Below are 24428 nucleotides of genomic sequence, written 5' to 3'. Positions count from 1 at the left end.
GGCACTCGAGTGCAGCGCCCCGCCCGTGCTGTGTCCGCCGGGCACACCCTCCCTCGCCGGGCTCATGGTGGGCCCACAGCGGTCACTCGGATTCCCTGTGTTCACAGCCGTCACGTGGTCCCAGAGACGCCCGAGATCCGTGTGAAAAGCGAGAAAAGTGCAGGTCAGCGAACTACACCGGTGTCATATCCGGGCTGACCTGCGAAAACCCTGAGAGCGTGTGACCAACATCACGAATTACAGGCTTGTCGTGCCCCCGGGAAACGTACTCATGCAGGTCACAGGGGGGTTGCGCGGCGTCTCAGAGGTGGGTTGTATGTCTCCTGGCTCGCTCGCGGGCCTGTCCCAGAAGCACCCGGTCCAACCGTCGTTGGACGTCCTTGTGTCCTGCCCCCAACCCCGATGGATCACTGATGACCCTGAGCCCTCGTCGCCTGTCGCGTGCCATGATCGCTGTCACCGCAGCGGCTGCCCCCGTGGTCTCGCTCGCGCCGTCCGCCCACGCCGCCCCGTCCACCACGCCCCAGCTGCCGCAGCAGCCGATGCTGCCTGCCGCGCCGACCACACCGCGGATCCTGCCGACGCCGGCCCCGACGTCGACCGTCACCATGACCGTCGACACCTCGAAGGGCGTCAACGTGCGCAGCGGCCCGTCCACCTCCTACCGGGTCGTCGGTGGCTACCGCGACGGTGCCCGGCTGACCGGGACCCTGACGTCCAACAACTGGCTCAAGATCGGCAACAACCGCTTCGTCGCCGCCTGGAACCTCACCCGCGGTGACGGCGGCGGTGGTGGCGGTGGTGGCGCCGAGCGGGTCACCCAGTGGATGGAGGCCTCGGTGGGCAACGTCCGCTCCGGCCCGGGTCTGGGTCACTCCGTGGTGACGACGATGCGCCGCGGTACCAAGGTCACCGGCACCTGGACCGGCAACGGCTGGCTCAACATCGGTGGCGGCAAGTACATCTCCGGCACCATCCTCACCGGGTCGAACCCCGGCGGCGGTGGCGGCGGTGAGCAGCCCGACCCGTCGCCGACAGAGGTGACCCGGTGGGTCAGCGCCACGGTCGCCAACGTCCGCTCCGGCCCGTCGACGTCCTACTCGGTCGTCGGCAGCAAGACCGCGGGCACGAGGGTCACCGGCACCATGACGAGCAACGGCTGGCTCAAGCTGTCTGGGTCGCAGTTCATGGCCGGCTCGGTGCTCACGGCGGACGAACCGGGCGGCGGTGGTGCGCCGGAACCGGCGCCCAGCCCGGCACCGTCGCCGACGCGGCAACTCATCATCAACACGGCGGCCAAGTACCTGGGGACGCCCTACAAGTGGGGCGGCAACAGCCCAGAGGAGGGCTTCGACTGCTCCGGCTACACGACCTACGTCTTCGCCGAGGTGGGGATCACCCTGCCGCGCACCGCGGCGACGCAACAGGCCGCCACCACGCCGACCAGCAACCCGCAGCCGGGTGACTTGGTGTTTCATGGGTCGCCTGCCTATCACGTCGGCATCTACGCCGGCGACGGCATGATGTACGACACCGGTCGCCCGGGCGTTCCGACGCAGCTCCGAAAGATCTTCCCCGGCGTCTCCGGGTACGGCAAGGTCGACGGCGTCGGCTGAGCCGCGGAGGTCCCGCCAGGCATACCGAGGGTGACGTAGCATCCTCGGTATGCCTGCGGATGTCGCCCCGGTCCCCCCTGCCGCCGGAGTGAGATTCAGGCCCGTCTTCCTCGGCACCGACGCCGGGACCTACGGTCTGGCGCGCGCCCTCCACGAGCGCCACGGCGTGCAGACGACGCTCGTGTCCCGGGTGCGGACCGGTGCCGTCGCGAACTCCCGGATCCTGCGGGTCGTCGAGTCCGGGGAGGGCACCGGGCGGGCTGACCTGCTGCAGACGCTGCTGGACGAGGGTCGGGCCCTCAAGGAGCGCGAGCCCGACGTGCTGCTGCTGCTCGGCTGCAACCTGGACTCGCACACCGAGCTGGTCGCCGAGCACGCGGACGAGCTCGGCGCCTACTTCGAGTTCCCCCGGATGTCGCCGCAGACGCTGGAGCAGATCGCCGACAAGCAGCAGTTCGCCCAGATCTGCGAGCGGCTGGGACTGCCGACCCCGCGGACCACGGTGGTGCGGTTCGGTGACGCCGACGAGCCGGGGTGGACCCCCGAGCCGATCGAGGTGACCTTCCCGGTCGTCGCCAAGCCGGCCAACAGCGCCCATTTCGAGAACCTGAAGTTTCCCGGGGCGCAGAAGGTGTGGTTCCTGCAGACCCCGCAGGAGTGGGACGAGCTGGTGCAGACGCTGAAGGCGGGCGGGGTCCGGCAGGACTTCCTCGTGCAGGAGCACATTCCCGGCGACGACACGCACCAGCTGTCCATCGTGGGCTACGTCGACCGGTCCGGTCGGATGACCGCGTGCGCCACCGCCCAGGTGCTGCTGGGCGAGCACGACCCCACCACCCTCGGCAACCCCATCGCCATGATCACGACGCCGATGCACGAGCTGATGGACGCCGCCGAGCGCATCCTCGGGGAGGTCGACTACTGGGGCTTCGCCAACATCGACGCCAAGCGCGACCCTCGCACGGGCACGATCTACTACATGGAGGTGAACCCGCGGATGGGCCGCAACAGCTTCTACGCCACCGCCGCGGGTGCCGACCTGGCCGGTGCCGTGGTGGACGACGTGATCCGCGGGGTCGAGCGCGACCCGGTGCGCGGGACCGACGAGGTCCTCTACAGCATCGTCAGTCCGCTGCTGCTGCCGTACTACGTCCGGGACGGGGCGCTGCGGCGCACGGTGCTGCGGGCGGCCCGTCGCGGGGTCGTCCACCCGCTGCTCTACGAACGCGGCAACTGGCGGCGGCGCAGCTACGTCGCCGCCAACCGCCTGAACCACACGAGGAAGCTGGCGAAGTTCTACCGGCGGCCCTCGCCCTCCGGCTTCTAGTCCGGTCACTCTCCGCCCCTGATGGGCTCCCTTCGGATGATCACGCTACGGCGCACTCAGGACAGCCGAAGATCGGTGATGCACGTCGGGGCGTCGTCGCTCGTCGTCGAGATGGTTGTGCTCCCCGACAACCCTTCATGCTCCATCGTGAGCGTTGCCTCGATACCGCGAGGGACCCAGAGGCCGACGAAGCCGTTGTCGTAGGTCTGGCGAGCCTCGTCGACGAGGACGTCGCCGTCCGCCGTGTCAACGAGGGTGACCTGGACGTCGGTCCTGCGGAGTTCACCGAGGCATGTGGTGAGACTGTGGTAGTAGCAGTCGTGCGTCTGCTTGACGAAGGGTGCCACCGAGACGTAGACATCATTCCCCGAGAGTGGTAGCTCGGCCTCGCGTCCGCGGTCGTCGGTGAGGACCAGAGCCTGGGGTTGCACTGATGCCAAGAGGTCTGTCGGGCGGTCGTCGACGGGTGTCGACTCCAGCCTTTCTATGACATCGGCGGCGTCGAGGCCACCCAGGCCCTGCGCGCTGAGCAGCTCAGCGGTGGCCGGCGATTCATCGTTCGGCGAGAGGCCCGGGTCGGGCGCAGTGCTCGTGCATCCGGCGAGCACCAGACCGATGGCCAGGACACCGGCAGCACAGAACGGTCGTCGTATCAGGGGACGGACAAAGGGCATAGGTTCTCCAGTCAGAGGGGTGACGCTCGGTGTCGGGGCGAGCTCCGCCCCGCCCCGACACCGAGCGTGCAGGGTGGTCAGGAGGAAGCGAGCAACCCTCGCATCTCCTCGATCTCTGCCGTCTGCGCGTCGATGATGGTCTGTGCCAGTTCTATCGCGTCAGGGTTGCTGCCTTGGTCGACCTGGGTCTCTGCCATGTCGACCGCGCCCTCGTGGTGCACGATCATCTGTTCCAGGAACAGGTGCGTCGCCTCGGGTCCGTCGGCTTCCTCGAGCGCTGTGAGCTCATCCTCGCTCATCATCCCGCCACCGTGGCCCATGTCGTCCATCTGCAGCTCTCCGGGGCCGACGCCCCACGCTTCGAGCCAGGATCGCAGCTGCTCGATCTCAGGCGTCTGTGCAGCCTTGATGTCCTCGGCAAGGCTGGTGACCCGGGGGTCGACGCCCTCCTGGTTGAGGACGATGTCGCTCATCTCGATGGCCTGCTCGTGGTGCACGATCATCATCGAAGCGAACATGACGTCGGCCTCGTTGAAGTCGGCGGATGTCTCAGACGAGGTGTCCACGCTCGGCGTGGTGCTCTCCTCGCTGGAACCTGTGCAGGCCCCCACCGTCAGGACGGCAGAGAGTGTGATCACGGCAGTGGCCGCGGTCCGGAAGGTCATAGTTCTCCTAGTGCAAGGTCGTATGGGTTGGGCGCGGTTGCTACGGGAGCACCGCGGAAGGCTTCGGAACGCGGGCAACGTCCGCGTTCGTCGACTTCTTACGTACGACTGATGCAGAGAACGTGCAACGACGGCGCTGGGGAGATCACCCTGCGCAGGGCATGGATGCGGGGTAGGGCGGACTGCAGCGTCAGCGGCAAGAGAGGGCGACGTGGCGGTGCGAGAACGAGGAGGACCAGGGCGAGCGCCAGAACGCATGCCATCGCCACGGCTGCGTGATCGAGGGGGTCGCAGTGGTGACAGTTGGCGACGGGCGAGCCATCCTCACCGGTGTCGTCCAGCGGCGCGAGTTCGACGTGACCGTCGGCCATTCCTGGGGCGGACGTGGTGAGGGGGCTCGTGACGTTGGGGGAGGCATCGCTGTGGAGGTTCAGTGTGTGCATGGCCAGCAGCCCGATGATGACCGCGGCCGTGAGCCACCGGCTCAGAAACACCCATGAGAACAGCCGTCGGCGCTCTGGCCGACCTGATGCTCTGGCCAACCGATTCACACGGAGCACTGTACCGGCGTCCTGTGGGCGACGTCCCAAGTATCTGACACCGACATCACCGTCAGTCATCCAAGGACACGCGGCGGAGCTCACTGTGCCCTTCCGGAAGCCAGCTGACCTCGAGCGCGACCAGCTCGTCCAGGTGGAGGCGCGTCGTCGTCACGGTCAGCTCGGTCGCGGTGGTGTCGTCGGTGGCGAGCTGCTCCCACGGGTCGGTCGACACCCCGTCCACGACCAGCTCCCCCGGGCCCGGGGTGAGGACCACGAGGTCGACGGACGAGGGGTCGCCGTGCTCGAAGAGGAAGCCGCGGGGCGACGACGAGGGCGCGAACGGTCCGCGGACCTCGCCGCCGTGCATCACCCACTGCTGGCCCTGGGCGTCCTGCGCCACCCAGGTGTCGGTGAGGTAGGGGTCCTCCCCGCTCCAGGCCCGAGGAGCCGGTGACCCGACGTCGAGCCAGTCGGTCCGCAGCAGCCCGTCGCCGCCGCGGCGCAGCAGCGCCAGCGGCCGGTCCGCCATCGTCGCGCCCTCGATCGCGGCGGCCTCCAACCCGGTGCCGGGCACCGGCCGCGGGTCCACGGCGGGGGTGCGGACCTCGCCCGGGCCGATGAGCATCAGGTCGTCGGAGGCTCGCGGCAGTACCAGGCCCAGCGCCTGGCCGTCGTCCGAGGGGAGGTCGACGAAGCCGGCTCCCTGGTGCTCGGTGCCGGCGTCCCGCTCGATCAGCAGCCGGGTCCGCAGCCGGGTGGGGTCCTCGGCGGTTCCATCGGAGGAGAGGGCCATGACGAGCGCGTCGAAGGGGCACCCGGTGGCCAGCCCGGCGATCACATGGTCCCCGGTGGACAGGGGGATGCTCACGCCTGCGAGCTCGTCCACGTCGACGACCGGCTCGCTGTGCCACCCGCTCACCGGACAGGTCCAGGGGGAGGCCGGCAGCACGCGGGCGGTGGGGTCCGGCAGGTCGCCCGCCGCCCAGGCCAGGGTCGCCGGCACGAGCAGCACCGCCGCACCCGCCGCGACGACCTGGACCGCCCTGCGCCGTCGGTATGCGCGTGCGGCCGCCCGGGTCGTCGTCGCGGCCTCGAGCTGCAGTCCTGGCGGGGTGGGAGAGGTGGCGAGCTCGCGGCGCACCTGCTCCTCGATGTCGATGCTCATGACGTGACCTCCTCGTGGGTCAGGTGCTCGCGCAGCCGGGCGAGTCCCCGTGAGGCCGCACTCTTGACGGCCCCGGTGCTGATGCCCAGCTCGTCGGCGCAGTCGCGCTCCGACAGGTCGCAGTAGTAGCGCAGCACCACGACGGCGCGCTGCTGCGGTGGCAGGCGGCGCAGCAGCCGCACGACCCGGTCCTGCTCGGCGGTGGTGGTGGCGTGGTCCGGTGTCGCGGGCTGGTGCTCGCCGGCGTCCGGCCGGGCGCTCACCCGTCCCGCCCCGCGCCGGCGCCAGTCGTCGCGGGACTGGTTGACCATGACCGTGCGGGTGTAGGCGACCGCCCGGGGCGGGTCGATCCGGTGCCAGCGCCGGTAGGTGCGCAGCAGGGCGGACTGGACCAGGTCCTGGGCGGCGTGGACCTCGCCCGTCAGGAACCAGCCGACCCGCAGGAGCTCGGGGCTGGCCTGCTCCACGAAGTCGGTGAACTCCTCGTCGCGCTCACGCCTGCGGCGTGCTCCCACGGCATACCTCCTCGGTTCCTCACCTGCCCCTACCGGACCGACCCCGGCAAAGGTTGCCTGGCGCTCGGGCTAGGTGCCGGGGAGGCGGAAGCGGTCGCCGGGCAGCGGCTCGACCAGGCCCTCGGCCACGAGGGCGTCCAGGCAGCGGTCGCGCTGCAGGGCCGTGCCCTCCGTGCCCGTGTCGTCCGATCCCGCGGCGGGCCAGGCCGCCCGCAGGACGGTGCCGAGGACCGGTCCTCCGGCGTCACGCAGCACCTGCACGAGCGTGCCCCGGCACTGGCGGTCCGTGCCGGCCCAGGCCTGCCCCCGTCGCGTCGGGCCGGTGTAGGGCGGTGAGCCGGCCAGCCGCCACGCGCACAGGTCGGCCACCGGGCACTCACCGCAGCGGGGCGCGCGGGCGGTGCAGACCAGTGCGCCCAGCTCCATCACCGCGACGCTCCACGTCGCGGCCTCGCCGTCGTCGGTCGGGAGCAGCCCGGTGGCCAGGTCGACCTCCGCCCGGGTGAGGGACGGCGAGGGGAGCGCGGTGCCGGTGACCGCGCGCGCCTGGACCCGGCGGACGTTGGTGTCCACCACCGTCGCCCTCCGACCGAACGCGAAGGCCGCGACGGCGGCGGCCGTGTAGTCACCGATCCCGGGCAGCGTCCGCAGCGTTTCCTCGTCCGCCGGCACCTCACCCCGGTGGTGCTCCCGGATCGCGGTCGCGGCGGCGTGGAGCCGCAGCGCGCGGCGTGGGTACCCCAGCCTGCCCCACTCCCGCACGGCCACGCCCGACGGCACCTCGGCCAGCAGGCTCGGGGTGGGCCACCAGTCCATCCAGCGTTCCCACACCGGCAGGACGCGCGCCACCGGTGTCTGCTGCAGCATCACCTCCGAGACCAGCACCCCCCACGGGGTGCGGTCCGGCCGGCGCCACGGCAGGTCCCGCTGGTGCCCGGCATACCACTCGAGCACCCTGGACCGGAGGACCTCGGCGTGGCCGCCCCCGCCGTGCCGTCTCACGCCCGGGGTCGTGGGTCGCACTCAGACATAACGCTCGAGGATCGAGCTCTCCGCCAGTCGGGACAGGCCCTCGCGGACCGCGCGGGCGCGTGCCTCGCCCACCCCGTCGACCTGCATCAGGTCCTCCAGCCCGGCCGACAGCAGCTGCTGGAAGCTCCCGAAGTGGGTGACGAGGCGGTCGACGATCGCCCCGGGCAGCCGCGGGATGCGGTGCAGCAGGCGGTAGCCGGACGGGCTCAGCTGCTGGTGGTCCATGCCGTCGCCGACCACGGTGATCCCCAGGCACCTGGCCACGGCGGCCAGGTCGAGCAGCTCGGTGCTGTCGAGCGCCGCCAGCGCGGCCTGCACCTGGGCCGGCACGCGCGCCGCCTCCGAGGCGCCGATGTAGTCGCGGACGACCAGCTCCCGCTCGCGCTCGATGCCGCCGGTCATCTCCTCCAGCTGCAGGCCGATCAGCCGGCCGTCCACCCCCAGCTCGACGACGTACTGCTCGATCTCGGCGCTGATCCGGCGCACCATCTCCAGCCGTTGCAGGACCGAGGCCAGGTCGCGCACGGTCACCAGGTCCTCGATCTCCAGGGCCGACAGGCTGGCCCCCACCTCGTCCAGGCGGGCGCGGTAGCGCTCCAGGGTCTGCAGCGCCTGGTTGGCCTGGGCCTGCAGCTGCCCGCGGTCCTCCAGGACGTGCCGGATCTGGCCGACGTAGAGCGCGATGATGGACATCGACTGGCTCACCGAGATGACCGGGAAGCCGGTCTGCTTGGCGGTCCGTTCGGCGGTGCGGTGGCGGGTCCCGCTCTCCCGGGTCTCGATCGTGCGGTCCGGCGCCAGCTGGGTGGCGGCGCGCACGATCCGGCTGCCGTCCCTGGTCAGGACGATCCCCCCGTCCATCTTGGCCAGTTCGCGCAGCCGGGTGGCGGAGAACTCCACGTCCAGCTCGAAGCCGCCGGTGCTGATCGAGTCCACGACCCGGTCGCTGCCCAGGACGATCAGCGCGCCGGTGCGCCCGCGCAGGATGCGCTCCAGCCCGTCCCGCAGGTCCGTGCCGGGGGCGACGGCGCCCAGCGTCGCGCGCAACAGCTCGTCGTCGTTGCGCTCCGACACCCTGGTCTCCCTCACCTGTCCCTGCTCGCCGAACTGCTCACGCGGCGACCGCTGCCGCCGATGATAGGTGCCGCAGGAGCGCACGCAGCGACGGGCCGAGGATCTTTATGGATTCTTGACCAGGGGGGCGCCGGCGCCCGCCTGGCGGGCGGTCGCACCGGCCGCGGCGAGGACGAGCGCGACGGCATCGCTCAGGGTGGCGACCTCGTGCACCCGCATCGTCTCCGGTGGGCGACCCTCGCTGAGCGAGCCGACCGGGATGACCGCCTCGGTGAAGCCGATGCGGGCCGCCTCGGCCAACCGGCGCGGGGCGCCGGTGACCGGGCGGAGATCGCCGGACAGGCCGACCTCGCCGACCGCGATCGTGCTCACCGGCAGGGCGAGGTCGGCCTTGGCGCTGGCGAGGGCGAGCGCCAGGGCCAGGTCGGCGGCCGGCTCGGACAGCCGGACCCCTCCCACGGTCGCGGCGTAGCAGTCGTCCCTGGCCAGCGGCACGCCACCGCGCTGGCCGAGCACGGCCAGCACCATCGCCAGCCGGGACGGGTCGATCCCGCTGGTGGTCCGCCGCGCCGAGCCGCCGACGGCCTCGCTGACCAGGGCCTGCACCTCGGCGACCAAGGGCCGACGGCCCTCGAGCGTCACCGTGACGCAGGTGCCGGGGACGGGGCGGTCCCGGCTCGACAGGAACAAGCCGCTCGGGTCCGCGAGACCGGTGATGCCGGAGTCACCCAGGTCGAAGCAGCCGACCTCGTCGGTCGGGCCGAAGCGGTTCTTCACCGCGCGCACCAGGCGGAGCCGGCTGTGCTGCTCGCCCTCGAAGCCCACCACGACGTCCACCAGGTGCTCCAGCAGCCGCGGCCCGGCGATGCCGCCGTCCTTGGTGACGTGGCCGATGAGGATCGCCGACGTCCCCCGGGTCTTGGCCGCCTGGATCAGCGCCGCCGCCACCTCGCGCACCTGGCTCACGTTGCCGGGCGCACCCTCGACGTCCGCGCTCGCGACGGTCTGGACCGAGTCGACCACCAGCAGGTCGGGGTCGGTCTGCTCGACCTGTCCCAGGATCGTCGCCAGGTCGGTCTCGGCGGCGAGGAAGAGGGTGTCGGCCACCGCGCCGATGCGCTCGGCGCGCAGCTTCACCTGGGCCGCGGACTCCTCCCCGGAGACGTAGAGCACCGAGCTGCCCTCGCGGGCCGCGCGGGCGGCGACGTCGAGGGCCAGCGTCGACTTGCCGATCCCGGGCTCCCCGGCCATGAGCACGACGGCACCCGGCACGATGCCGCCGCCCAGCACCCGGTCGAACTCGGCGACCCCGGTCCGGCGCGCCTGCGCGGCCTCCGCGTCGACCGCCTCGATCGGCACCGCCGGGCGGCTCGGGGAGACCGCGCTGGTGCGCACCCCCGTGCGGGACCCGACCTCCGAGACCGTGCCCCACGCCTGGCACTCGGGGCAGCGACCCACCCACTTGATCCCCTGCCAGCCGCACTCCGTGCAGCGGTATGCCGCTCTGCTCGCCTTTGCCACGTGGCCAGCGTAGGCGGGCCGGCGGACAGACCGTGGGCCCCCACTGCCGAGGTCGGGGACAGGACGGTAGGGCATCATGGCCGCCATGCGCCTCGGTGTCATCGACGTGGGATCGAACACGGTCCACCTGCTCGTCGTCGACGCACACCCCGGTGGCCACCCGATGTCGGACTACTCGCACAAGGTCGGGCTGCGGCTGGCCGAGCACCTGACGCCGGACGGGGACATCAGCGCCGAGGGGGCGCGGACGCTGGCCGGCTTCGTGGCGGACTGCGTCGAGGTCGCGGAGAGCAGGGGAGCGACCGAGCTGCTGCCGTTCGCGACCAGCGCCATCCGCGAGGCGGGCAACACCGAGGAGGTGCTCGGCCTGGTCCGGGAGACCTCGGGCGTCGACCTCGACATCCTCCCCGGCGAGGAGGAGGCGCGCGTCACCTTCCTGGCGGTGCGTCGCTGGTTCGGGTGGTCGGCGGGCCGGCTGCTCAACGTGGACATCGGGGGTGGCTCGCTGGAGCTGGCGGCGGGGCTGGACGAGCACCCGGACGCCGCGATCTCGCTCCCGCTCGGCGCGGGTCGGCTCAGCCGCGAGCTGACCGAGGACCCGCCGGGGCAGGCCGAGATCAGGTCGCTGCGCAAGCGGATCCGGTCCGAGATCGCCGCGGCCCAGCCGGCCCTGACCAAGGTCGGCGAGCCGCAGCTGGTCGCGGGGAGCAGCAAGACCGTGCGCTCGCTGGCCCGGGCCTGCGGTGCGGCACCCCGTGGGGACGGCCTCTACGTCCCCCGCGTGCTCCGGTTCGAGGACCTGGCCGAGCTCACACCCCGGCTGCTGACGATGACCGCGGCCGAGCGTGCCGCGCTCCCCGGCGTCTCGGCGTCCCGGGCGCGACAGCTGGCCGCCGGGGCCCTCGTCCTGGAGGCGGTGCTGGAGCTCAGTGGCGTCGACGAGCTGTCGGTGAGCCCGTGGGCGCTGCGCGAGGGGCTGATCCTGCGCTTCCTGGACGGGCTCGGTCGATGAGCGAGCGCATCCCGGTCCACCTGTCGACGTCCTCGGTCTACCCCGAGAACGCCGCCTACGCCTTCGACCTCGCGGAGCGTCTGGGCTACGACGGCGTCGAGATCATGGTCTGGACCGACCCGGTCACCCAGGAGAGCGGGGCGCTGAGCGCGCTGGCCCGGCTGCACGGGCTGGAGATCGGTGCCATCCACGCCCCGACCCTGCTGCTGGCGCAGCGGCTGTGGGGGTGGGAGCCGTGGGGCAAGATCGAGCGGGCGCTGGATCTCGCGGTGGAGGTCGACGCCCAGTGCGTGGTCGTGCACCCGCCGTTCCGGTGGCAGCGCGGGTATGCCGAGGGCTTCGTCGAGGGGGTCGCCGAGCGGCAGGAGCGGTGGGGTGTCCCGATCGCGGTGGAGAACATGTTCCCCTGGCGCGCGGGGTCGTCCGCCTCCGCGATGCAGGCCTACCTGCCGGGGCCGGACCCGCGCGAGTTCCCCTACACCGACGTCACCTTCGACATCAGCCACGCCGCGACCGCCGGTGAGGACGCCCTGCAGATGGCCCGCGACCTGGGCCCGCGCATCCGGCACGTGCATCTCGGGGACTCCTTCGGCTCGTTCAAGGACGAGCACCTGGTGCCCGGGCGGGGGAACCAGCGCTGCCGGGAGGTGCTGGAGCACCTGGTCGAGACGGACTTCCACGGCGTCGTCAGCCTCGAGGTCGGCACGCGCAAGATGAAGCCCGAGGCGCGTGAGGAGGCGCTCGCCGAGTCGCTGGCCTTCGCCCGTGAGCACCTCGGACAGCACGACCGACCAGGTGCCCGCCCGGCGTGAGCCGCCGCGTGGTCCGGGCGTAGCCTTGCGACATGGAGCTCGCTGACCTCAATCCCTCGGCCCTGATGCGCCAGACCCTGCTCGGCATGAGTCGCAACACCACGCTGCGTCAGGTGATCGAGCAGGCCCCGGTGAGTCGCGACGTCGTGAAGCGCTTCGTCGCAGGGGACGCCACGCGGGACGCGGTGCGGGTGGCGGGGGAGCTGGTCGACACCCGGCGCCAGGTGACCATCGACTACCTCGGCGAGGACACGCTCGACCCGTCCCAGGCGGCCGCGACGCGCGACGCCTACCTGGAGCTCCTCACGGCGCTGTCCGAGTCGGGGCTCACCCAGGACGGTGCCGTCGAGGTGAGCCTGAAGCTGTCCGCCCTCGGCCAGTTCCTGGGCCGCGACGGCCACGCGATCGCGCTGGAGAACGCCCGGGCCATCTGCCAGGCGGCCGCCAACGCGGGCACGACGGTCACCCTGGACATGGAGGACCACACGACGACCGACCCCACGCTCTCGGCGCTGGCCGAGCTGCGCCAGGACTGGCCCTGGGTGGGGGTGGCGCTGCAGGCATACCTGCACCGGACCGAGCAGGACTGCCGGGACCTCGCGCACGAGGGGTCCCGGATCCGGCTGTGCAAGGGCGCCTACAAGCAGCCCGAGTCCGTCGCCTTCCAGGACAAGGAGGACGTCGACAAGGCCTACGTCCGCTGCCTGAAGATCCTGCTCGGCGGCGAGGGCTACCCGATGATCGCCACGCACGACCCGCGGCTGGTCGAGATCGCGACGGTCCTGGCGGACAAGGCGCAGCGGGAGAGCGACTCCTACGAGTTCCAGATGCTGCTCGGGATCCGCCCGGACGAGCAGCGCCGGCTGGCGGGGGCCGGTGCGCGGATGCGCGTCTACCTGCCCTACGGCGAGGACTGGTACGGCTACCTGGTGCGTCGGATGGCCGAGCGGCCGGCCAACCTGTCCTTCTTCCTGCGCGGCCTGGCGACCAAGGGCTGAGGCCATGACGATCGCTCTGCTGGGAGCCGGGGTCATGGGCGGGACGCTCGCCGCAGCGCTCATCCGGTCGGGGCACCAGCCGGAGGACCTGGTCCTCAGCGACAAGGTGGTGGCCCGGGCCGAGCAGGTGGCCGGACAGCACGGCACCCGGCACGCCGACCCGGAGGCTGCCGTGGCGTCCGCGGAGGTGGTGGTGCTCGCGGTCAAGCCGCAGGACATGGCCGCGCTGGTGCAGCAGATCCACGACCACGTCCGGCCGCAGACCCTCGTGGTGTCGATCGCGGCCGGGATCACCACCGACTTCCTGGAGCGCCGGCTGCCCGAGGGGACCTCGGTGGTGCGGGTCATGCCGAACACCCCGGCCCTGGTCGATCAGGGGATGTCGGCGATGAGCCCGGGCCGGCACTGCACCGACGACCACGTGGAGCAGGCGCGCGCCCTGATGGGGCACGTCGGCCGGGTCGTGGTCCTGGACGAGAGCCACCAGGACGCCGTGACCGCCATCAGCGGCAGCGGTCCGTCCTACATCTTCTACGTCGTCGAGGCGATGATCGAGGCCGGGGTGCTGCTCGGGCTGCCCAGGGACACGTCCACCGAGCTCGTGGTGCAGACGTTGTATGGTGCCGCCACGATGATCCGCGAGACCGGGACCCACCCGACCGTCTTGCGCGAGCAGGTCTCGAGCCCGGGCGGCACCAGCGTCGCCGCACTGCGGGCGCTGGAGGACCACAAGGTCAGGGCCGCCTTCCTCACCGCGATGGAGGCGGCCGCCAGGAGGTCGCACGAGCTCTCGCCTCGCGAGGAGTGAGCAGACCGGTGCCGCGTCACCGACTGTTCACCCGAGCCGGTGCAGCACGCGCGACCCGTGTGAAAGAGTAGGAAGTATGAGCGAGATTCACGTACGCGTCCTCGACCCGGACGAGTGGCCGTCCTACAAGGACGTCCGGCTGCGTGCCCTGCGTGAGTCCCCCGAGGCCTTCGTCGCCTCCGCCGAGGAGGAGGCCGCCTTCCCCGACTCCCGCTGGCAGGAGCGGATGGAGCGGTCGCGTCGCGTGCTCGCCGCGGACGGCGAGGAGGTCGTCGGCGTGGTCAGTGTCGGCACCGGTCACCGCACCAACATCCCCGGCGCGGGGGAGCTCTTCGGGCTCTGGGTCGCGCCCTCGCGGCGAGGCACCGGGGTCGCCCGCCGGCTGCTCGAGAAGGCTGCCAAGGTGGGCCGTGAGGTCGGCCTCAAGCAGCTCGTCTACTGGGTGGGCACGGACAACGGCCGCGCGGTGGCCTTTGCCTCCAGCTTCGGCTTCCGCCCCACCGACGACCGGCGTCCCATGCGGATCCGCGGCGTCGACGAGGAGGACGCGGAGTCCGAGGAGATGATGATGGTGTATCCGCTGGGTGACGCCGCAGGGGTGCCCACCTCGCTCTGAGCCGACCGTGGTCTAGCGTGAGCCCATGACGTCCTCCTGGGTGATGTGGGACGAGCGGTACTCCACCTACGACTTCGGCCCCGGCCACCCGATGCACCCGAGCCGGCTCGACCTCACCCACCGCCTGTCCCGGGACCTGGGTCTGCTGGACCACGACGACGTCCAGGTCCGGCCGGCGAGGGCCGCGACCGAGGCCGAGCTGCTGTCGGTCCACACCCGCGACCTGGTCGAGACGGTGCGCGCGGTGTCCGCCGACCCGCGGTCGGCCACCGGACGGCACGGGGTCGGCACCGAGGACACCCCCGCCTTCGCCGGTATGCACGAGGCCACCTCGCTCGCGGTCGGCGCGACGGTCGACGCCTGCCGGGCGGTGTGGACGGGGGAGGTCGACCGCGCGTGCAACATCGCCGGGGGGCTGCACCACGCCATGCCCCAGACGGCCTCCGGCTTCTGCGTCTACAACGACGTCGCCGTGGGGATCCAGCACCTGCTGGACTCCGGGGCCGAGCGGGTGCTCTACCTCGACCTGGACGTCCACCACGGGGACGGCGTCGAGCGGTGCTTCTGGAACGAGCCCCGGGTGATGACGGTCTCCGTGCACGAGACCGGTCGGGCGCTGTTCCCCGGCACCGGCTTCCCGGGGGACACCGGTGGCCCGAAGGCGCCGGACACCGCGGTCAACATCGCGCTGCCTCCCGGCACCGGGGACGAGGGGTGGCTGCGGGCATACCAGGCCGTCGTGCCGACCCTCGCCCGCGCGTTCGACCCGCAGATCGTGGTGAGCCAGCACGGCTGCGACTGCCACTACGCCGACCCGCTGGCCCACCTGTCCGTGTCGATGGACGCGCTGGCCGTCGCCTACGGCTGGGTGCGTGAGCTGGCCGACGACCTGGCCGGCGGTCGCTGGGTCAGTCTGGGGGGCGGCGGTTACGAGCTCATCGAGGTGGTCCCGCGCGCCTGGACCCACCTCATCGGCGTCGTCACCGGGCGTCCGGTCGACCCGCTGCTGGAGACGCCGGGCTCCTGGCAGCAGCACGTCGAGCAGAGCTACGGCGCGCCGGCGCCGCGGCGCATGGGCGACCGGGACGGGCGGGAGATCCGGTACGGCCGCTGGGACGACGGCTACGACCTGGACGACCCGGTGGACGGCGCGATCATGGCCACGCGGCGGGCGTGCTTCCCGGGGTGGGGCCTCGACCCGTACCTCGACTGACCAGGTAAAGCGCCACTTCAGCCCCACGGCAGCGATCCTGGCTCGACCATCACGTTGGTCACACCCCGCGTGTCGCACTGGACTTTTTTCGTCCCACGACTTTCGCAACCACCACTTGTACCCCTATCGTTGGCCCGACAACCAACGCAGGCCGCATGCCGGAGGGGAAGCCGTGCGCGCTGCCTGTACATATTCAAGAGACGGGATGCGTCCTATGGCAGATGAGCGCCAGCTCGCAGAGATGACGTTCATGACCGTGGCCGAGGTGGCTGCCGTCATGCGTGTATCGAAGATGACCGTGTACCGACTGGTGCACTCCGGTGAGCTCCCGGCCGTGCGGGTCGGCAGGTCCTTCCGGGTCCCCGAGAAGGCCGTGCACGCCTACCTCGAGGACTCCTACCACGGCACCGCCTGACCGGGCGCCCGCGCCCTGCGTGACCAGGACGCTTTTGGGCCCCCGCCGCCGCCCGCGTTAGGGTGGACGGGCCGTGCAGCGCCTCGTGCCCGCTTCCGGGCCGGCCAGCGCACGACCACGACCGACGACGACGAAGGATGGCCCCATGGGCTCTGTGATCAAGAAGCGCCGCAAGCGGATGGCGAAGAAGAAGCACCGCAAGCTGCTGCGCAAGACGCGTCACCAGCGTCGCAACAAGAAGTGACCGGCTCGGCGATCCCGCCGAAGCCCTGACCATGGCGCCCGCCCCGTAGGGAGGGCGCCATCGTCGTCCCCGAGAGGAGCCGGTATGCCGTGGTGGAGCAGGCATGTGCCGCAGGTGGAGATGCTGTCCCGGCCCGGGTGCCACCTGTGCGACGAGATGCTGCAGGTGCTGCAGGGTCAGCGGCTCGAGGTGACCGTGCGCGACATCGACGCCGAACGCGTCGCGGGCGCCATGAGCGAGGCGGAGCACGCCCGTTGGTCGACCGAGGTCCCGGTGCTCCTGATGGACGGTGAGGCCGTGGCGAGGTGGCGGACCGACGCCGGGGAGGTGCGGGCGGCGCTCGCCGCGCGACGGGGTGCCGCGCGGCGACGTTGAGCCTGGGGGGCTCCGGCCGTTTTGGAGGAACGAGGGTTGCGAGCCTAGAGTTGGGGGGTCCGCGCCGACCGGTCGGCGGGGGTCTGATATAAGCCCCCTGCGTCGTCGGCGCCACCCATCTGAAAGGAGCCGGTGCCGCCGTGATGGCCGAGTCGAACCGGCGCGGGGTGCCAGAGGCCACCGTCGGCAGGCTCCCGGGCTATCTCCAGGCCCTGACGCTGCTCGCCGACGCGGGTCGCGGGTCGATCTCCAGCGAGGAGCTGGCGGAGCTGGCCGGGGTGCGCTCGGCCCAGGTGCGCAAGGACCTCTCCTACCTCGGCTCCTACGGTGTCCGCGGCGTGGGCTACGACGTCGTGCGGCTCGCCGAGCAGGTGTCCGCCGAGCTCGGGCTCAGCCGTGACTGGCCGGTCGTCATCGTCGGCATGGGCAACCTGGGCACGGCGCTGGCCAGCTACGACGGCCTGGCGACCCGTGGTTTCCAGGTCGTCGCCCTCGCCGACAACGACCCGGCCGTGGTCGGCAGCGTCGTGGAGGGTATGCCGGTGCAGCCGCTGAGCGAGCTGCGCACCGACGGCCCGGTCTCGGTCGGCGTCATCACCACCCCGCCCGAGGCGGCGCAGGAGGTGGCCGACGTCTTGGTGAGCCTCGGGGTCCGGTCGATCCTGACCTTCAGCCCCGGCGTGCTCCAGGTCCCGCCGGACGTGGACGTGCGGCGGGTGGACCTCGCCACCGAGCTGCAGATCCTCACCTTCCACCAGCACCAGCGGGAGGTCGCGGTCTCGGACGCGCGTGTGGAAGGGGTCTCGTGAGCGTCCTGGTGGTGGGTCTGTCCCACCGGTCCGCCCCGATCGACCTGCTCGAGCGGGTCAGCCTGGACGTCCGCGCCGGTCAGCGCTTCGCGAGCCGGCTGCACGGTGGTGACCACGTGCACGAGGTGCTGGTCCTGTCCACCTGCAACCGGCTCGAGGTGGTCGTCGAGGCCGGCACCTTCCACGGTGCCCTCGAGGAGATCGGCGCCGCCCTGGGGGAGCTCGGCGGGTTGACCCGGGAGCAGCTCACCGACCACCTCTTCGTGCACTACGACGACCGGGCGGTGGCGCACCTGTTCGAGCTCGCCTGCGGGCTGGACTCGATGGCCGTCGGGGAGAGCCAGGTGCTCGGCCAGCTCCGCGACGCGCTGGCCCTGGCCCAGCGCAACGGCCACCTGGGTCCCTCGCTCAACCCGCTGGTGCAGCAGGCGCTGCGGGTCGGCAAACGGGCCCACGCGGAGACGGCCATCGACGAGGTGTCGCGGTCCCTGGTCGAGCTCGGCCTGGGGCAGGCCCGGGGCGTGCTGGGCGACCTCGCGGGAGCGCGGACCGTCGTGGTCGGCGCCGGTGCCATGTCGGGCCTGGCGGTCGCGACCCTGGTGCGGGAGGGGGTCGAGGACGTCGTCGTCGTCAACCGCACCCCGGAGCGGGCGCGGCGACTGGCGGCGCAGCACGGTGCGCGGACCGCCCCGTGGTCCGACCTGTCCGGTGCGGTGGGGTCCGCCGACCTGGTCCTCACCTGCACCGGCGCGGTGGGCCACGTCCTGGACGAGGCCGGCCTGGCGCAGGCCCGCAGCGCCGCCGGGCGCAGCGGCGCCCCTGTCGTGCTGCTGGACCTGGCGCTGCCCCGTGACGTCGCGCCCGAGGTGGCGCGGCTGCGCGGCGTGCACCTGTGGGGGCTCGCCGAGCTGCAGGACGCGACGCGGCCCGACGACGCGGAGGCCACCGAGCCGGCCGCGGTGACCGCGGCCCGTGGGCTGGTCGCGGGTGAGGTCGCGGGATATCTCACCGAGCGGCACGCCGCTCGCCTCGGCCCCACGCTGGCCGCGCTCCGGACCAGTGCCGGCAGGGTGGTCGACGCCGAGATGGCGCGGCTGGACCAGCGCCTCCCGCACCTGCCGGACGACGAGCGGTCCGAGGTGCGGCACACCGTGCAGCGGGTCGTCGACAAGCTGCTGCACACGCCGACCACCCGGGTCAAGCAGCTGCACGCGGGCTACGACGAGGTCCCCGCCGACTACGCGCACGCGCTGCGTGAGCTCTTCGACCTGGACAGCCGCGAGGTCGCGGCGCTGTCCACCCCGCCCCTCGGTGTCGTCGACCCGGCACCCGAGGCCCGCTCCGAGGGACACCACGATGACTGACGTCACCGGTGTGCCCGCCGCCCGCCCGCCGCTGCGTCTCGGCACCCGCCGCAGCGCGCTGGCGCAGAGCCAGTCCGGCTGGGTGGCCGACCGGCTGCGGGCCGCTGGCCTGCAGGTCGAGCTCGTCCTGGTCACCACCGAGGGCGACACCTCGGCCCGGAGCCTCACCGAGATCGGCGGGGCCGGGGTCTTCGCCTCCGCCCTGCGCGGCGCCCTGCTGGAGGACCGGATCGACCTGGCGGTGCACTCGCTCAAGGATCTCCCCACCGCCCCCTCTCCGGAGCTGGTGGTGGCCGCGGTCCCCGAGCGCGAGGACCCGCGGGACGTGCTCGTCGCCCGCGACGGCCTCACGCTGGCCGCGCTGCCCGGCGGCGCGGTGCTGGGCACGGGTTCCCCCCGCCGCGCGGCCCAGCTGCGGCTGGTCCGTCCCGACCTGGAGGTCAGGGACATCCGCGGCAACGTGGACTCCCGCATCCAGATGGTCCGCGACGGCGCCCTGGACGGTGTCGTGCTGGCCCGGGCAGGTCTGTCCCGGCTCGGACGCCTCGACGAGGTGACCGAGACGCTCGAGGCCGACGTGATGCTCCCCGCCGCCGGCCAGGGGGCGCTGGCGGTCGAGTGCCGGTCGGAGGACGCGGCGCTCGCCGAGGAGCTGGCCGGGATCCTGGACGATCCGGACACCCGGGCGGCCGTGACCGCCGAGCGCTCGGCCCTGGCCGGCCTCGAGGCGGGGTGCACCGCCCCGGTCGGCGCCCTGGCCCTGCTCGAACGTCCCAGCGAGGACGACCCACCCGGCGGGCACGCGCCCGCCCCCATGAACCTTCACGTGTTCGCCGCCCTGGAGGACAGGGCGCAGCGGCGCGTGGTGACCGGCGCGACCGACGCGCCGGACGAGCTCGGCCGGAGCGCGGCCGAGCTGCTGTTGAACCGTCCCGACCCGGTCGGCCTCGTGGCCGTGCACGGGTCACACACACCGGAGTCCGACCTGTGAGCACTGACGCCGCCCCTATCCACCTGACCCCTGTCGCCGGGCCTGCCGCCGCGCGCGTCGCCTTCGTGGGCGCCGGCCCCGGTGACCCGGGGCTCCTGACCGTCCGGGCACGGGACTATCTGGCGATCGCCGACGTCGTGGTGGTCGACGCCGCCCACAGCGAGGCGGACGTGCGCGCGTGGGCCCGGGACGAGGTCGAGGTCGTGCGCACCGTGCGCGGTGAGGACGGCCCCGCACTGAGCGCCGCGGCGCGGGCGAAGCTCCTCGTCCGGACGGCCTCGAAGTTCGACGACGCCACCCACCTGGTCGTGCGCCTGATCGCGGACGACGCCTCCGGGAGCACCATGGCCGAGGAGGCCCGCGCCTGCCACGACGCGGGTGTGGCCTTCGAGATCGTGCCCGGCGTCAGCGCCGCCTGGGCGATCCCCGCCTACGCCGGGATGCTGCCGGACGGTCACAGCGGCCAGGTCCACGTCGTCAGCGCGACCGACACCGGGGTGGACTGGTCGCACTCGGTCTCCGAGGACGTCACCGTCGTGGTGCTCGGGGAGCACGACCGCATCCACCGCGCGCTGCGCCAGCTCGCGGACGCCGGCCGGCAGGCCGACACCCCCACCGCGCTCACCGGGAAGGGCACGACCAACGCCCAGGAGACGCTGGTCACCACCCTGCACGAGGCCCTCGAGCACGACTCCGGGGCCCTGGCCGCGGTCACCGTGGCCGTCGTCGGGCGCCCGGTCCAGATGCGCGCCGAGCTGTCCTGGTGGGAGTCGAAACCGCTGTTCGGCTGGTCCATCCTGGTGCCGCGGACCAAGGAGCAGTCCGGCCCGATGACCGACCGGATCGCCGGCTACGGCGCCACCGGCTCGGTCGTCCCGACGATCAGCGTCGAGCCTCCGCGCACCCCCCAGCAGATGGACCGGGCGGTCCGGGGGCTGGTCACCGGGCGCTACGAGTGGATCGGCTTCACGTCGGTCAACGCCGTGCGCGCGGTGCGTGAGAAGTTCGAGGCGCTCGGGCTGGACGCGCGTGCCTTCGCGGGGCTGAAGCTGGCCGCCGTCGGCGGGGTCACGGCCGACGCCCTGCGGGAGTGGGGCCTCGAGCCGGACCTGGTCCCCGACGGCGAGCAGTCCGCTCGCGGGCTGCTCGACTCCTGGCCCCCCTTCGACGAGGTGCTCGACCCGATCAACCGGGTCTTCCTGCCGCGTGCGGACATCGCCACCGACACCCTGGTGGCCGGCCTGCAGGACATGGGCTGGGAGGTGGACGACGTGACGGCATACCGCACGGTCCGGGCCGCGCCCCCGGCCGCCGAGGTGCGGGAGGCGATCAAGGGCGGTGCCTTCGACGCCGTCTGCTTCACCTCCTCCTCCACCGTCCGCAACCTGGTCGGCATCGCCGGCAAGCCGCACCCCAACACGGTGGTCGCCTGCATCGGCCCGGCGACCGCCAAGGCCGCCGAGGAGCACGGTCTGCGGGTCGACGTGGTGGCGCCCGAGCCCAGCTCGACCAGCCTGGTGGATGCCCTGGCCGAGCACGCCCGCGGCCTGGCCGAGCAGGCGCGGTCCGACGACGAGGAGTTCGTGCGCCCGAGCCAGCGCAAGCCGGCACCGCGGCGCCCGCGGTCGCGCCGGTGACGGTCCGCACCGGCCCGCACGAGCGCCCGCGTCGGCTGCGGACCACCCCCGCGCTGCGCCGCCTGGTGGCCCAGACGCGGTTGCACCCGGCCGAGCTGGTCCTCCCGATCTTCGTCCGGGACGGGATCGCGGAACCGCAGCCGATCGGGTCGATGCCTGGTGTCGTGCAGCACACGACCTCCAGCGCGGTCCGGGCGGTGCGGGACGCGGTGGCCGCCGGGGTCGGTGGCGTCATGGTCTTCGGCGTGCCGCGGGCCGAGGACAAGGACTCGTCCGGGAGCGTCGGGCTGCGGCCCGACGGGGTGCTCAACGCCGCGCTGCGGTCGTTGCGCGACGAGGTCGGGGACCAGACCGTGCTCATGAGCGACCTCTGCCTCGACGAGTTCACCGACCACGGCCACTGCGGGGTGCTCGACCAGGCGGGGCGGGTCGACAACGACGCCACCCTGGAGGTCTACGCGCAGCTGGCCGTGGCCCAGGCCGAGGCCGGCGCGCACGTCGTCGGGCCCAGCGGCATGATGGACGGCCAGGTCCGGGTGGTGCGCGAGGCCCTGGACTCCGCGGGCCACCAGGACGTCGCCGTGCTCGCCTACACCGCCAAGTACGCCAGCGGCTTCTACGGGCCGTTCCGCGAGGCCGTCGCCTCCACCCTCGTCGGGGACCGCCAGACCTACCAGCAGGACCCGGCGAACCGCACGGAGAGCCTGCGCGAGCTCCGCCTCGACCTCGAGGAGGGGGCGGACCTGGTGATGGTCAAGCCGGCGCTGCCCTACCTCGACGTGCTCTCCGACGTGGCCGCCGTCGCCGACGTGCCGGTCGCGGCATACCAGGTCAGTGGCGAGTACGCCATGATCGAGGCGGCCGCCTCCCAGGGTCTGCTCGACCGGGACCGTATGGTGATGGAGACATTGACGTCGATCCGCCGGGCCGGCGCGCAGGTGCTGCTCACCTACTACGCGACCGCCGCCGCCCGGCTGCTGGGAGGGTGAGGGGATGGTCCGCTGGCTCGACGACGAGGAGCAGCGCGCCTGGCGCTCGATCCTGCGGGCCTCGCACCTCATCACCCTGGTGATGGAGGAGGCGCTGGACGCCTACGGCGTCTCGCTGGGGGAGTACGAGCTGATGAGCATGGTCTCCGAGGCTCCTGGCGGGCGGATGCGGATGGCCGAGCTCGCGCACCTGGTGGTGCAGTCGCGCAGCCGGGTCAGCCACACCGCCACCCGGCTGGAGAAGCGCGGCTGGGTGGAGCGGGTGCGCACCCCGCAGGACCGACGTGGGGTGGTGCTCCAGCTGACGGCGACCGGTCGGCAGGAGCTGGAGCGGCTCGCGCCGGTGCACGTGGAGAGCGTGCGGCAGGCCCTGCTGGACCACCTGAGCCGGGAGGAGCTGGTCGAGCACGGCGCCGCCCTGCGCCGGGTGATCCTGGCGACGCGGCACCGCGACGACGAGGCGACGGACGCGCTCTGACCGGGCCCCGCGGCCGACCGCAGGGGTGCACCTAGGCTGGGTCGCATGAGCATCCCTGACCCTGCCTACCCCGACGACGCCGCCGCCTCCGACCAGCTGCTGGGTCGGGCCAGGCAGGTCATCCCGGGCGGGGTGAACTCACCGGTGCGGGCGTTCCGGTCGGTCGGGGGCACACCGCGGTTCATGGAGCGGGCGCAGGGGCCGTGGCTCTGGGACGCGGACGGCCGCCGCTACCTCGACCTGGTGTGCTCCTGGGGGCCGATGATCCTGGGGCACGGGCACCCGGACGTGCGCGCGGCCGTGGACGCGGCGGCCGACGACGGCTTCTCCTTCGGTATGCCCACCGCGCGGGAGGTCCTCCTGGCCGAGGAGATCGTGCGTCGGGTGGATCCGGTCGAGCAGGTGCGTCTGGTCAGCTCCGGGACGGAGGCGACGATGAGCGCGATCCGGCTGGCCCGAGGGGTCACCGGCCGATCGGTGGTGGTGAAGTTCGCCGGCTGCTACCACGGGCACGTCGACGCCCTGCTCGCCTCCGCCGGGTCCGGGGTCGCGACCTTCGGCCTGCCCGACAGCCCCGGTGTCCCCGCCAGCGCGGCGGGGGAGACGATCGTGCTCCCCTACAACGACGAGGCCGCGCTGGAGGCGACCTTCGCCGAGCGGGGCGGCGAGATCGCGGCGGTGATCACCGAGGCCGCGGCCGGCAACATGGGGGTGGTGCCTCCGGCGCCCGGCTTCACCGACGCGTTGCGCCGGGTGACCGCGGAGCACGGCGCCCTGCTCGTCAGCGACGAGGTGATGACGGGGTTCCGCTGCTCACCGTCCGGCTGGTTCGGGCTGGAGGGCGAGCCGGCCGGCGGCGCGCCCGACCTCTTCACCTTCGGCAAGGTCATGGGTGGTGGCTTCCCCGCCGCGGCGTTCGGCGGCCGCGCCGAGCTGATGGCCCAGCTGGCCCCGGAGGGTCCGGTCTACCAGGCGGGCACGCTGTCGGGGAACCCGATCGCCGCGGCGGCCGGGCTGGCGACGCTCCAGGGCTGCACGGACGAGGTGTACGCACGCCTGGACGAGGTCAGCGAGGCGCTCGCCGCCGCCGTCACCGACGCCTTCACGGCCCACGGCATACCGCACCGGATCCAGTGGGCGGGGTCGATGTTCAGCGTCTTCTTCCGCGAGGGTGCCGTCACCTCCTACGCCGACGCGAAGGACCAGGACGCCGCCACCTTCGGCCGCTTCTTCCACGCCATGCTCCGCCGGGGGGTGCACCTGCCCCCGAGCTGCTTCGAGGCGTGGTTCGTCTCCGCGGCCCACGACGACGAGGCGGTGGAGCACGCGGTGGCGGCGATCGAGCAGAGCGCGGCCGAGATCGCCTGACCACCCACCGCGGTGGGGAGGTGCTCCCCTGACGACTGATGCCCACCGCGGTCGGTAGGTGTTCCCCTGGCGACACGTCCCCACCGCGGTGGGTAGGTGTTCCCCTGGCGACACGTCCCCACCGCGGTGGGTAGGTGTTCCCCTGGCGACACGTCCCCACCGCGGTGG

General features: G+C 72.6%; 26 protein-coding genes. 18 read left to right on the top strand and 8 right to left on the bottom strand.

Annotation, left to right across the window (positions count from 1 at the left end; genetic code table 11):
• Window positions 1–446: 446 nt before the first annotated feature.
• A complete protein-coding gene (locus tag FXF60_RS16945) occupies window positions 447–1616 on the top strand; it encodes a C40 family peptidase (protein ID WP_302849025.1) in 1170 nt (389 codons plus the stop codon).
• A gap of 49 nt (window positions 1617–1665) precedes the next feature.
• On the top strand, window positions 1666–2943 hold the full coding sequence (locus tag FXF60_RS09435; RefSeq protein WP_151525714.1) for a carboxylate--amine ligase: 1278 nt from the start codon (window positions 1666–1668) through the stop codon (window positions 2941–2943).
• Window positions 2944–2999: 56 nt separating this feature from the next.
• Here the strand turns inward: FXF60_RS09435 and FXF60_RS09430 are convergent, their stop codons facing one another.
• The 8 genes from FXF60_RS09430 to radA form a co-directional block, all read right to left on the bottom strand.
• Complete coding sequence (locus tag FXF60_RS09430; RefSeq protein WP_151525713.1) at window positions 3000–3617, bottom strand: CueP family metal-binding protein; 618 nt, start codon at window positions 3615–3617, stop codon at window positions 3000–3002.
• Window positions 3618–3694: 77 nt separating this feature from the next.
• Complete coding sequence (locus FXF60_RS09425) at window positions 3695–4282, bottom strand: DUF305 domain-containing protein (protein WP_151525712.1); 588 nt, start codon at window positions 4280–4282, stop codon at window positions 3695–3697.
• Between the two features lie 98 nt (window positions 4283–4380).
• The gene (locus FXF60_RS17035) at window positions 4381–4902 is read right to left on the bottom strand and encodes a DUF6153 family protein (RefSeq protein ID WP_496559991.1); all 522 of its coding nucleotides are present in this window, start codon (window positions 4900–4902) and stop codon (window positions 4381–4383) included.
• Window positions 4895–5989, bottom strand: coding sequence for a hypothetical protein (locus tag FXF60_RS09420; protein ID WP_151525711.1), 1095 nt, complete (start codon window positions 5987–5989; stop codon window positions 4895–4897). Before FXF60_RS09420 ends, FXF60_RS17035 begins: the two co-directional genes overlap by 8 nt.
• A complete protein-coding gene (locus FXF60_RS09415) occupies window positions 5986–6504 on the bottom strand; it encodes a SigE family RNA polymerase sigma factor (protein ID WP_151525710.1) in 519 nt (172 codons plus the stop codon). The genes FXF60_RS09420 and FXF60_RS09415 overlap by 4 nt, the downstream gene beginning before the upstream one ends.
• A 69-nt stretch (window positions 6505–6573) precedes the next feature.
• A complete protein-coding gene (locus FXF60_RS09410) occupies window positions 6574–7506 on the bottom strand; it encodes an HhH-GPD family protein (protein ID WP_151525709.1) in 933 nt (310 codons plus the stop codon).
• A 21-nt stretch (window positions 7507–7527) separates the two neighbouring features.
• Complete coding sequence (gene disA / locus FXF60_RS09405; RefSeq protein WP_151525769.1) at window positions 7528–8610, bottom strand: DNA integrity scanning diadenylate cyclase DisA; 1083 nt, start codon at window positions 8608–8610, stop codon at window positions 7528–7530.
• A 105-nt stretch (window positions 8611–8715) separates the two neighbouring features.
• Window positions 8716–10131, bottom strand: coding sequence for a DNA repair protein RadA (gene radA / locus FXF60_RS09400; protein WP_151525708.1), 1416 nt, complete (start codon window positions 10129–10131; stop codon window positions 8716–8718).
• 85 nt (window positions 10132–10216) lie between these two features.
• Between radA and FXF60_RS09395 the strand changes: the two genes are divergently transcribed.
• The 16 genes from FXF60_RS09395 (at window position 10217) to hemL (ending at window position 24260) form a co-directional block, all read left to right on the top strand.
• A complete protein-coding gene (locus FXF60_RS09395; RefSeq protein WP_151525768.1) occupies window positions 10217–11143 on the top strand; it encodes a Ppx/GppA family phosphatase in 927 nt (308 codons plus the stop codon).
• On the top strand, window positions 11140–11955 hold the full coding sequence (locus FXF60_RS09390; protein ID WP_151525707.1) for a sugar phosphate isomerase/epimerase family protein: 816 nt from the start codon (window positions 11140–11142) through the stop codon (window positions 11953–11955). Before FXF60_RS09395 ends, FXF60_RS09390 begins: the two co-directional genes overlap by 4 nt.
• A gap of 32 nt (window positions 11956–11987) precedes the next feature.
• A complete protein-coding gene (locus FXF60_RS09385; RefSeq protein ID WP_151525706.1) occupies window positions 11988–12953 on the top strand; it encodes a proline dehydrogenase family protein in 966 nt (321 codons plus the stop codon).
• Window positions 12954–12957: 4 nt separating this feature from the next.
• Window positions 12958–13761, top strand: a complete 804-nt coding sequence (proC, locus tag FXF60_RS09380) for a pyrroline-5-carboxylate reductase (RefSeq protein WP_151525705.1) — start codon at window positions 12958–12960, stop codon at window positions 13759–13761.
• A gap of 76 nt (window positions 13762–13837) precedes the next feature.
• On the top strand, window positions 13838–14377 hold the full coding sequence (locus FXF60_RS09375; protein ID WP_151525704.1) for a GNAT family N-acetyltransferase: 540 nt from the start codon (window positions 13838–13840) through the stop codon (window positions 14375–14377).
• Window positions 14378–14402: 25 nt separating this feature from the next.
• Window positions 14403–15590 (top strand): acetoin utilization protein AcuC, encoded by a 1188-nt coding sequence (locus FXF60_RS09370; RefSeq protein WP_151525703.1) that lies wholly within the window; start codon window positions 14403–14405, stop codon window positions 15588–15590.
• 214 nt (window positions 15591–15804) lie between these two features.
• On the top strand, window positions 15805–16005 hold the full coding sequence (locus FXF60_RS09365; RefSeq protein ID WP_028131110.1) for a helix-turn-helix domain-containing protein: 201 nt from the start codon (window positions 15805–15807) through the stop codon (window positions 16003–16005).
• Window positions 16006–16150: 145 nt separating this feature from the next.
• Complete coding sequence (locus tag FXF60_RS09360; protein WP_003792170.1) at window positions 16151–16249, top strand: 30S ribosomal protein bS22; 99 nt, start codon at window positions 16151–16153, stop codon at window positions 16247–16249.
• Window positions 16250–16333: 84 nt separating this feature from the next.
• Window positions 16334–16624 carry a glutaredoxin family protein gene (locus FXF60_RS09355; protein WP_151525702.1) on the top strand — a complete coding sequence of 97 codons (291 nt, stop codon included), beginning with the start codon at window positions 16334–16336 and terminating at the stop codon, window positions 16622–16624.
• A gap of 143 nt (window positions 16625–16767) precedes the next feature.
• On the top strand, window positions 16768–17433 hold the full coding sequence (locus FXF60_RS09350) for a redox-sensing transcriptional repressor Rex (protein WP_151525701.1): 666 nt from the start codon (window positions 16768–16770) through the stop codon (window positions 17431–17433).
• A complete protein-coding gene (locus tag FXF60_RS09345) occupies window positions 17430–18797 on the top strand; it encodes a glutamyl-tRNA reductase (RefSeq protein ID WP_151525700.1) in 1368 nt (455 codons plus the stop codon). Before FXF60_RS09350 ends, FXF60_RS09345 begins: the two co-directional genes overlap by 4 nt.
• Window positions 18790–19788, top strand: a complete 999-nt coding sequence (gene hemC, locus FXF60_RS09340; RefSeq protein ID WP_151525699.1) for a hydroxymethylbilane synthase — start codon at window positions 18790–18792, stop codon at window positions 19786–19788. Before FXF60_RS09345 ends, hemC begins: the two co-directional genes overlap by 8 nt.
• Window positions 19785–21425, top strand: a complete 1641-nt coding sequence (locus FXF60_RS09335; RefSeq protein ID WP_151525698.1) for a bifunctional uroporphyrinogen-III C-methyltransferase/uroporphyrinogen-III synthase — start codon at window positions 19785–19787, stop codon at window positions 21423–21425. The genes hemC and FXF60_RS09335 overlap by 4 nt, the downstream gene beginning before the upstream one ends.
• On the top strand, window positions 21422–22414 hold the full coding sequence (gene hemB / locus FXF60_RS09330; RefSeq protein WP_151525697.1) for a porphobilinogen synthase: 993 nt from the start codon (window positions 21422–21424) through the stop codon (window positions 22412–22414). The genes FXF60_RS09335 and hemB overlap by 4 nt, the downstream gene beginning before the upstream one ends.
• A gap of 4 nt (window positions 22415–22418) precedes the next feature.
• Entirely contained in the window at window positions 22419–22892 is a 474-nt protein-coding gene (locus FXF60_RS09325) for a MarR family winged helix-turn-helix transcriptional regulator (RefSeq protein WP_151525696.1), read from the top strand.
• 45 nt (window positions 22893–22937) lie between these two features.
• Window positions 22938–24260: a glutamate-1-semialdehyde 2,1-aminomutase gene (gene hemL / locus FXF60_RS09320; protein ID WP_151525695.1), complete on the top strand. Its 1323-nt coding sequence runs from the start codon at window positions 22938–22940 to the stop codon at window positions 24258–24260.
• Window positions 24261–24428: the final 168 nt, after the last annotated feature.

The sequence above is a fragment of the Serinicoccus kebangsaanensis genome (genome assembly GCF_008919445.1).
Classification (GTDB): domain Bacteria; phylum Actinomycetota; class Actinomycetes; order Actinomycetales; family Dermatophilaceae; genus Ornithinicoccus; species Ornithinicoccus kebangsaanensis.
This window is presented reverse-complemented; position numbering and strand designations above follow the sequence as displayed.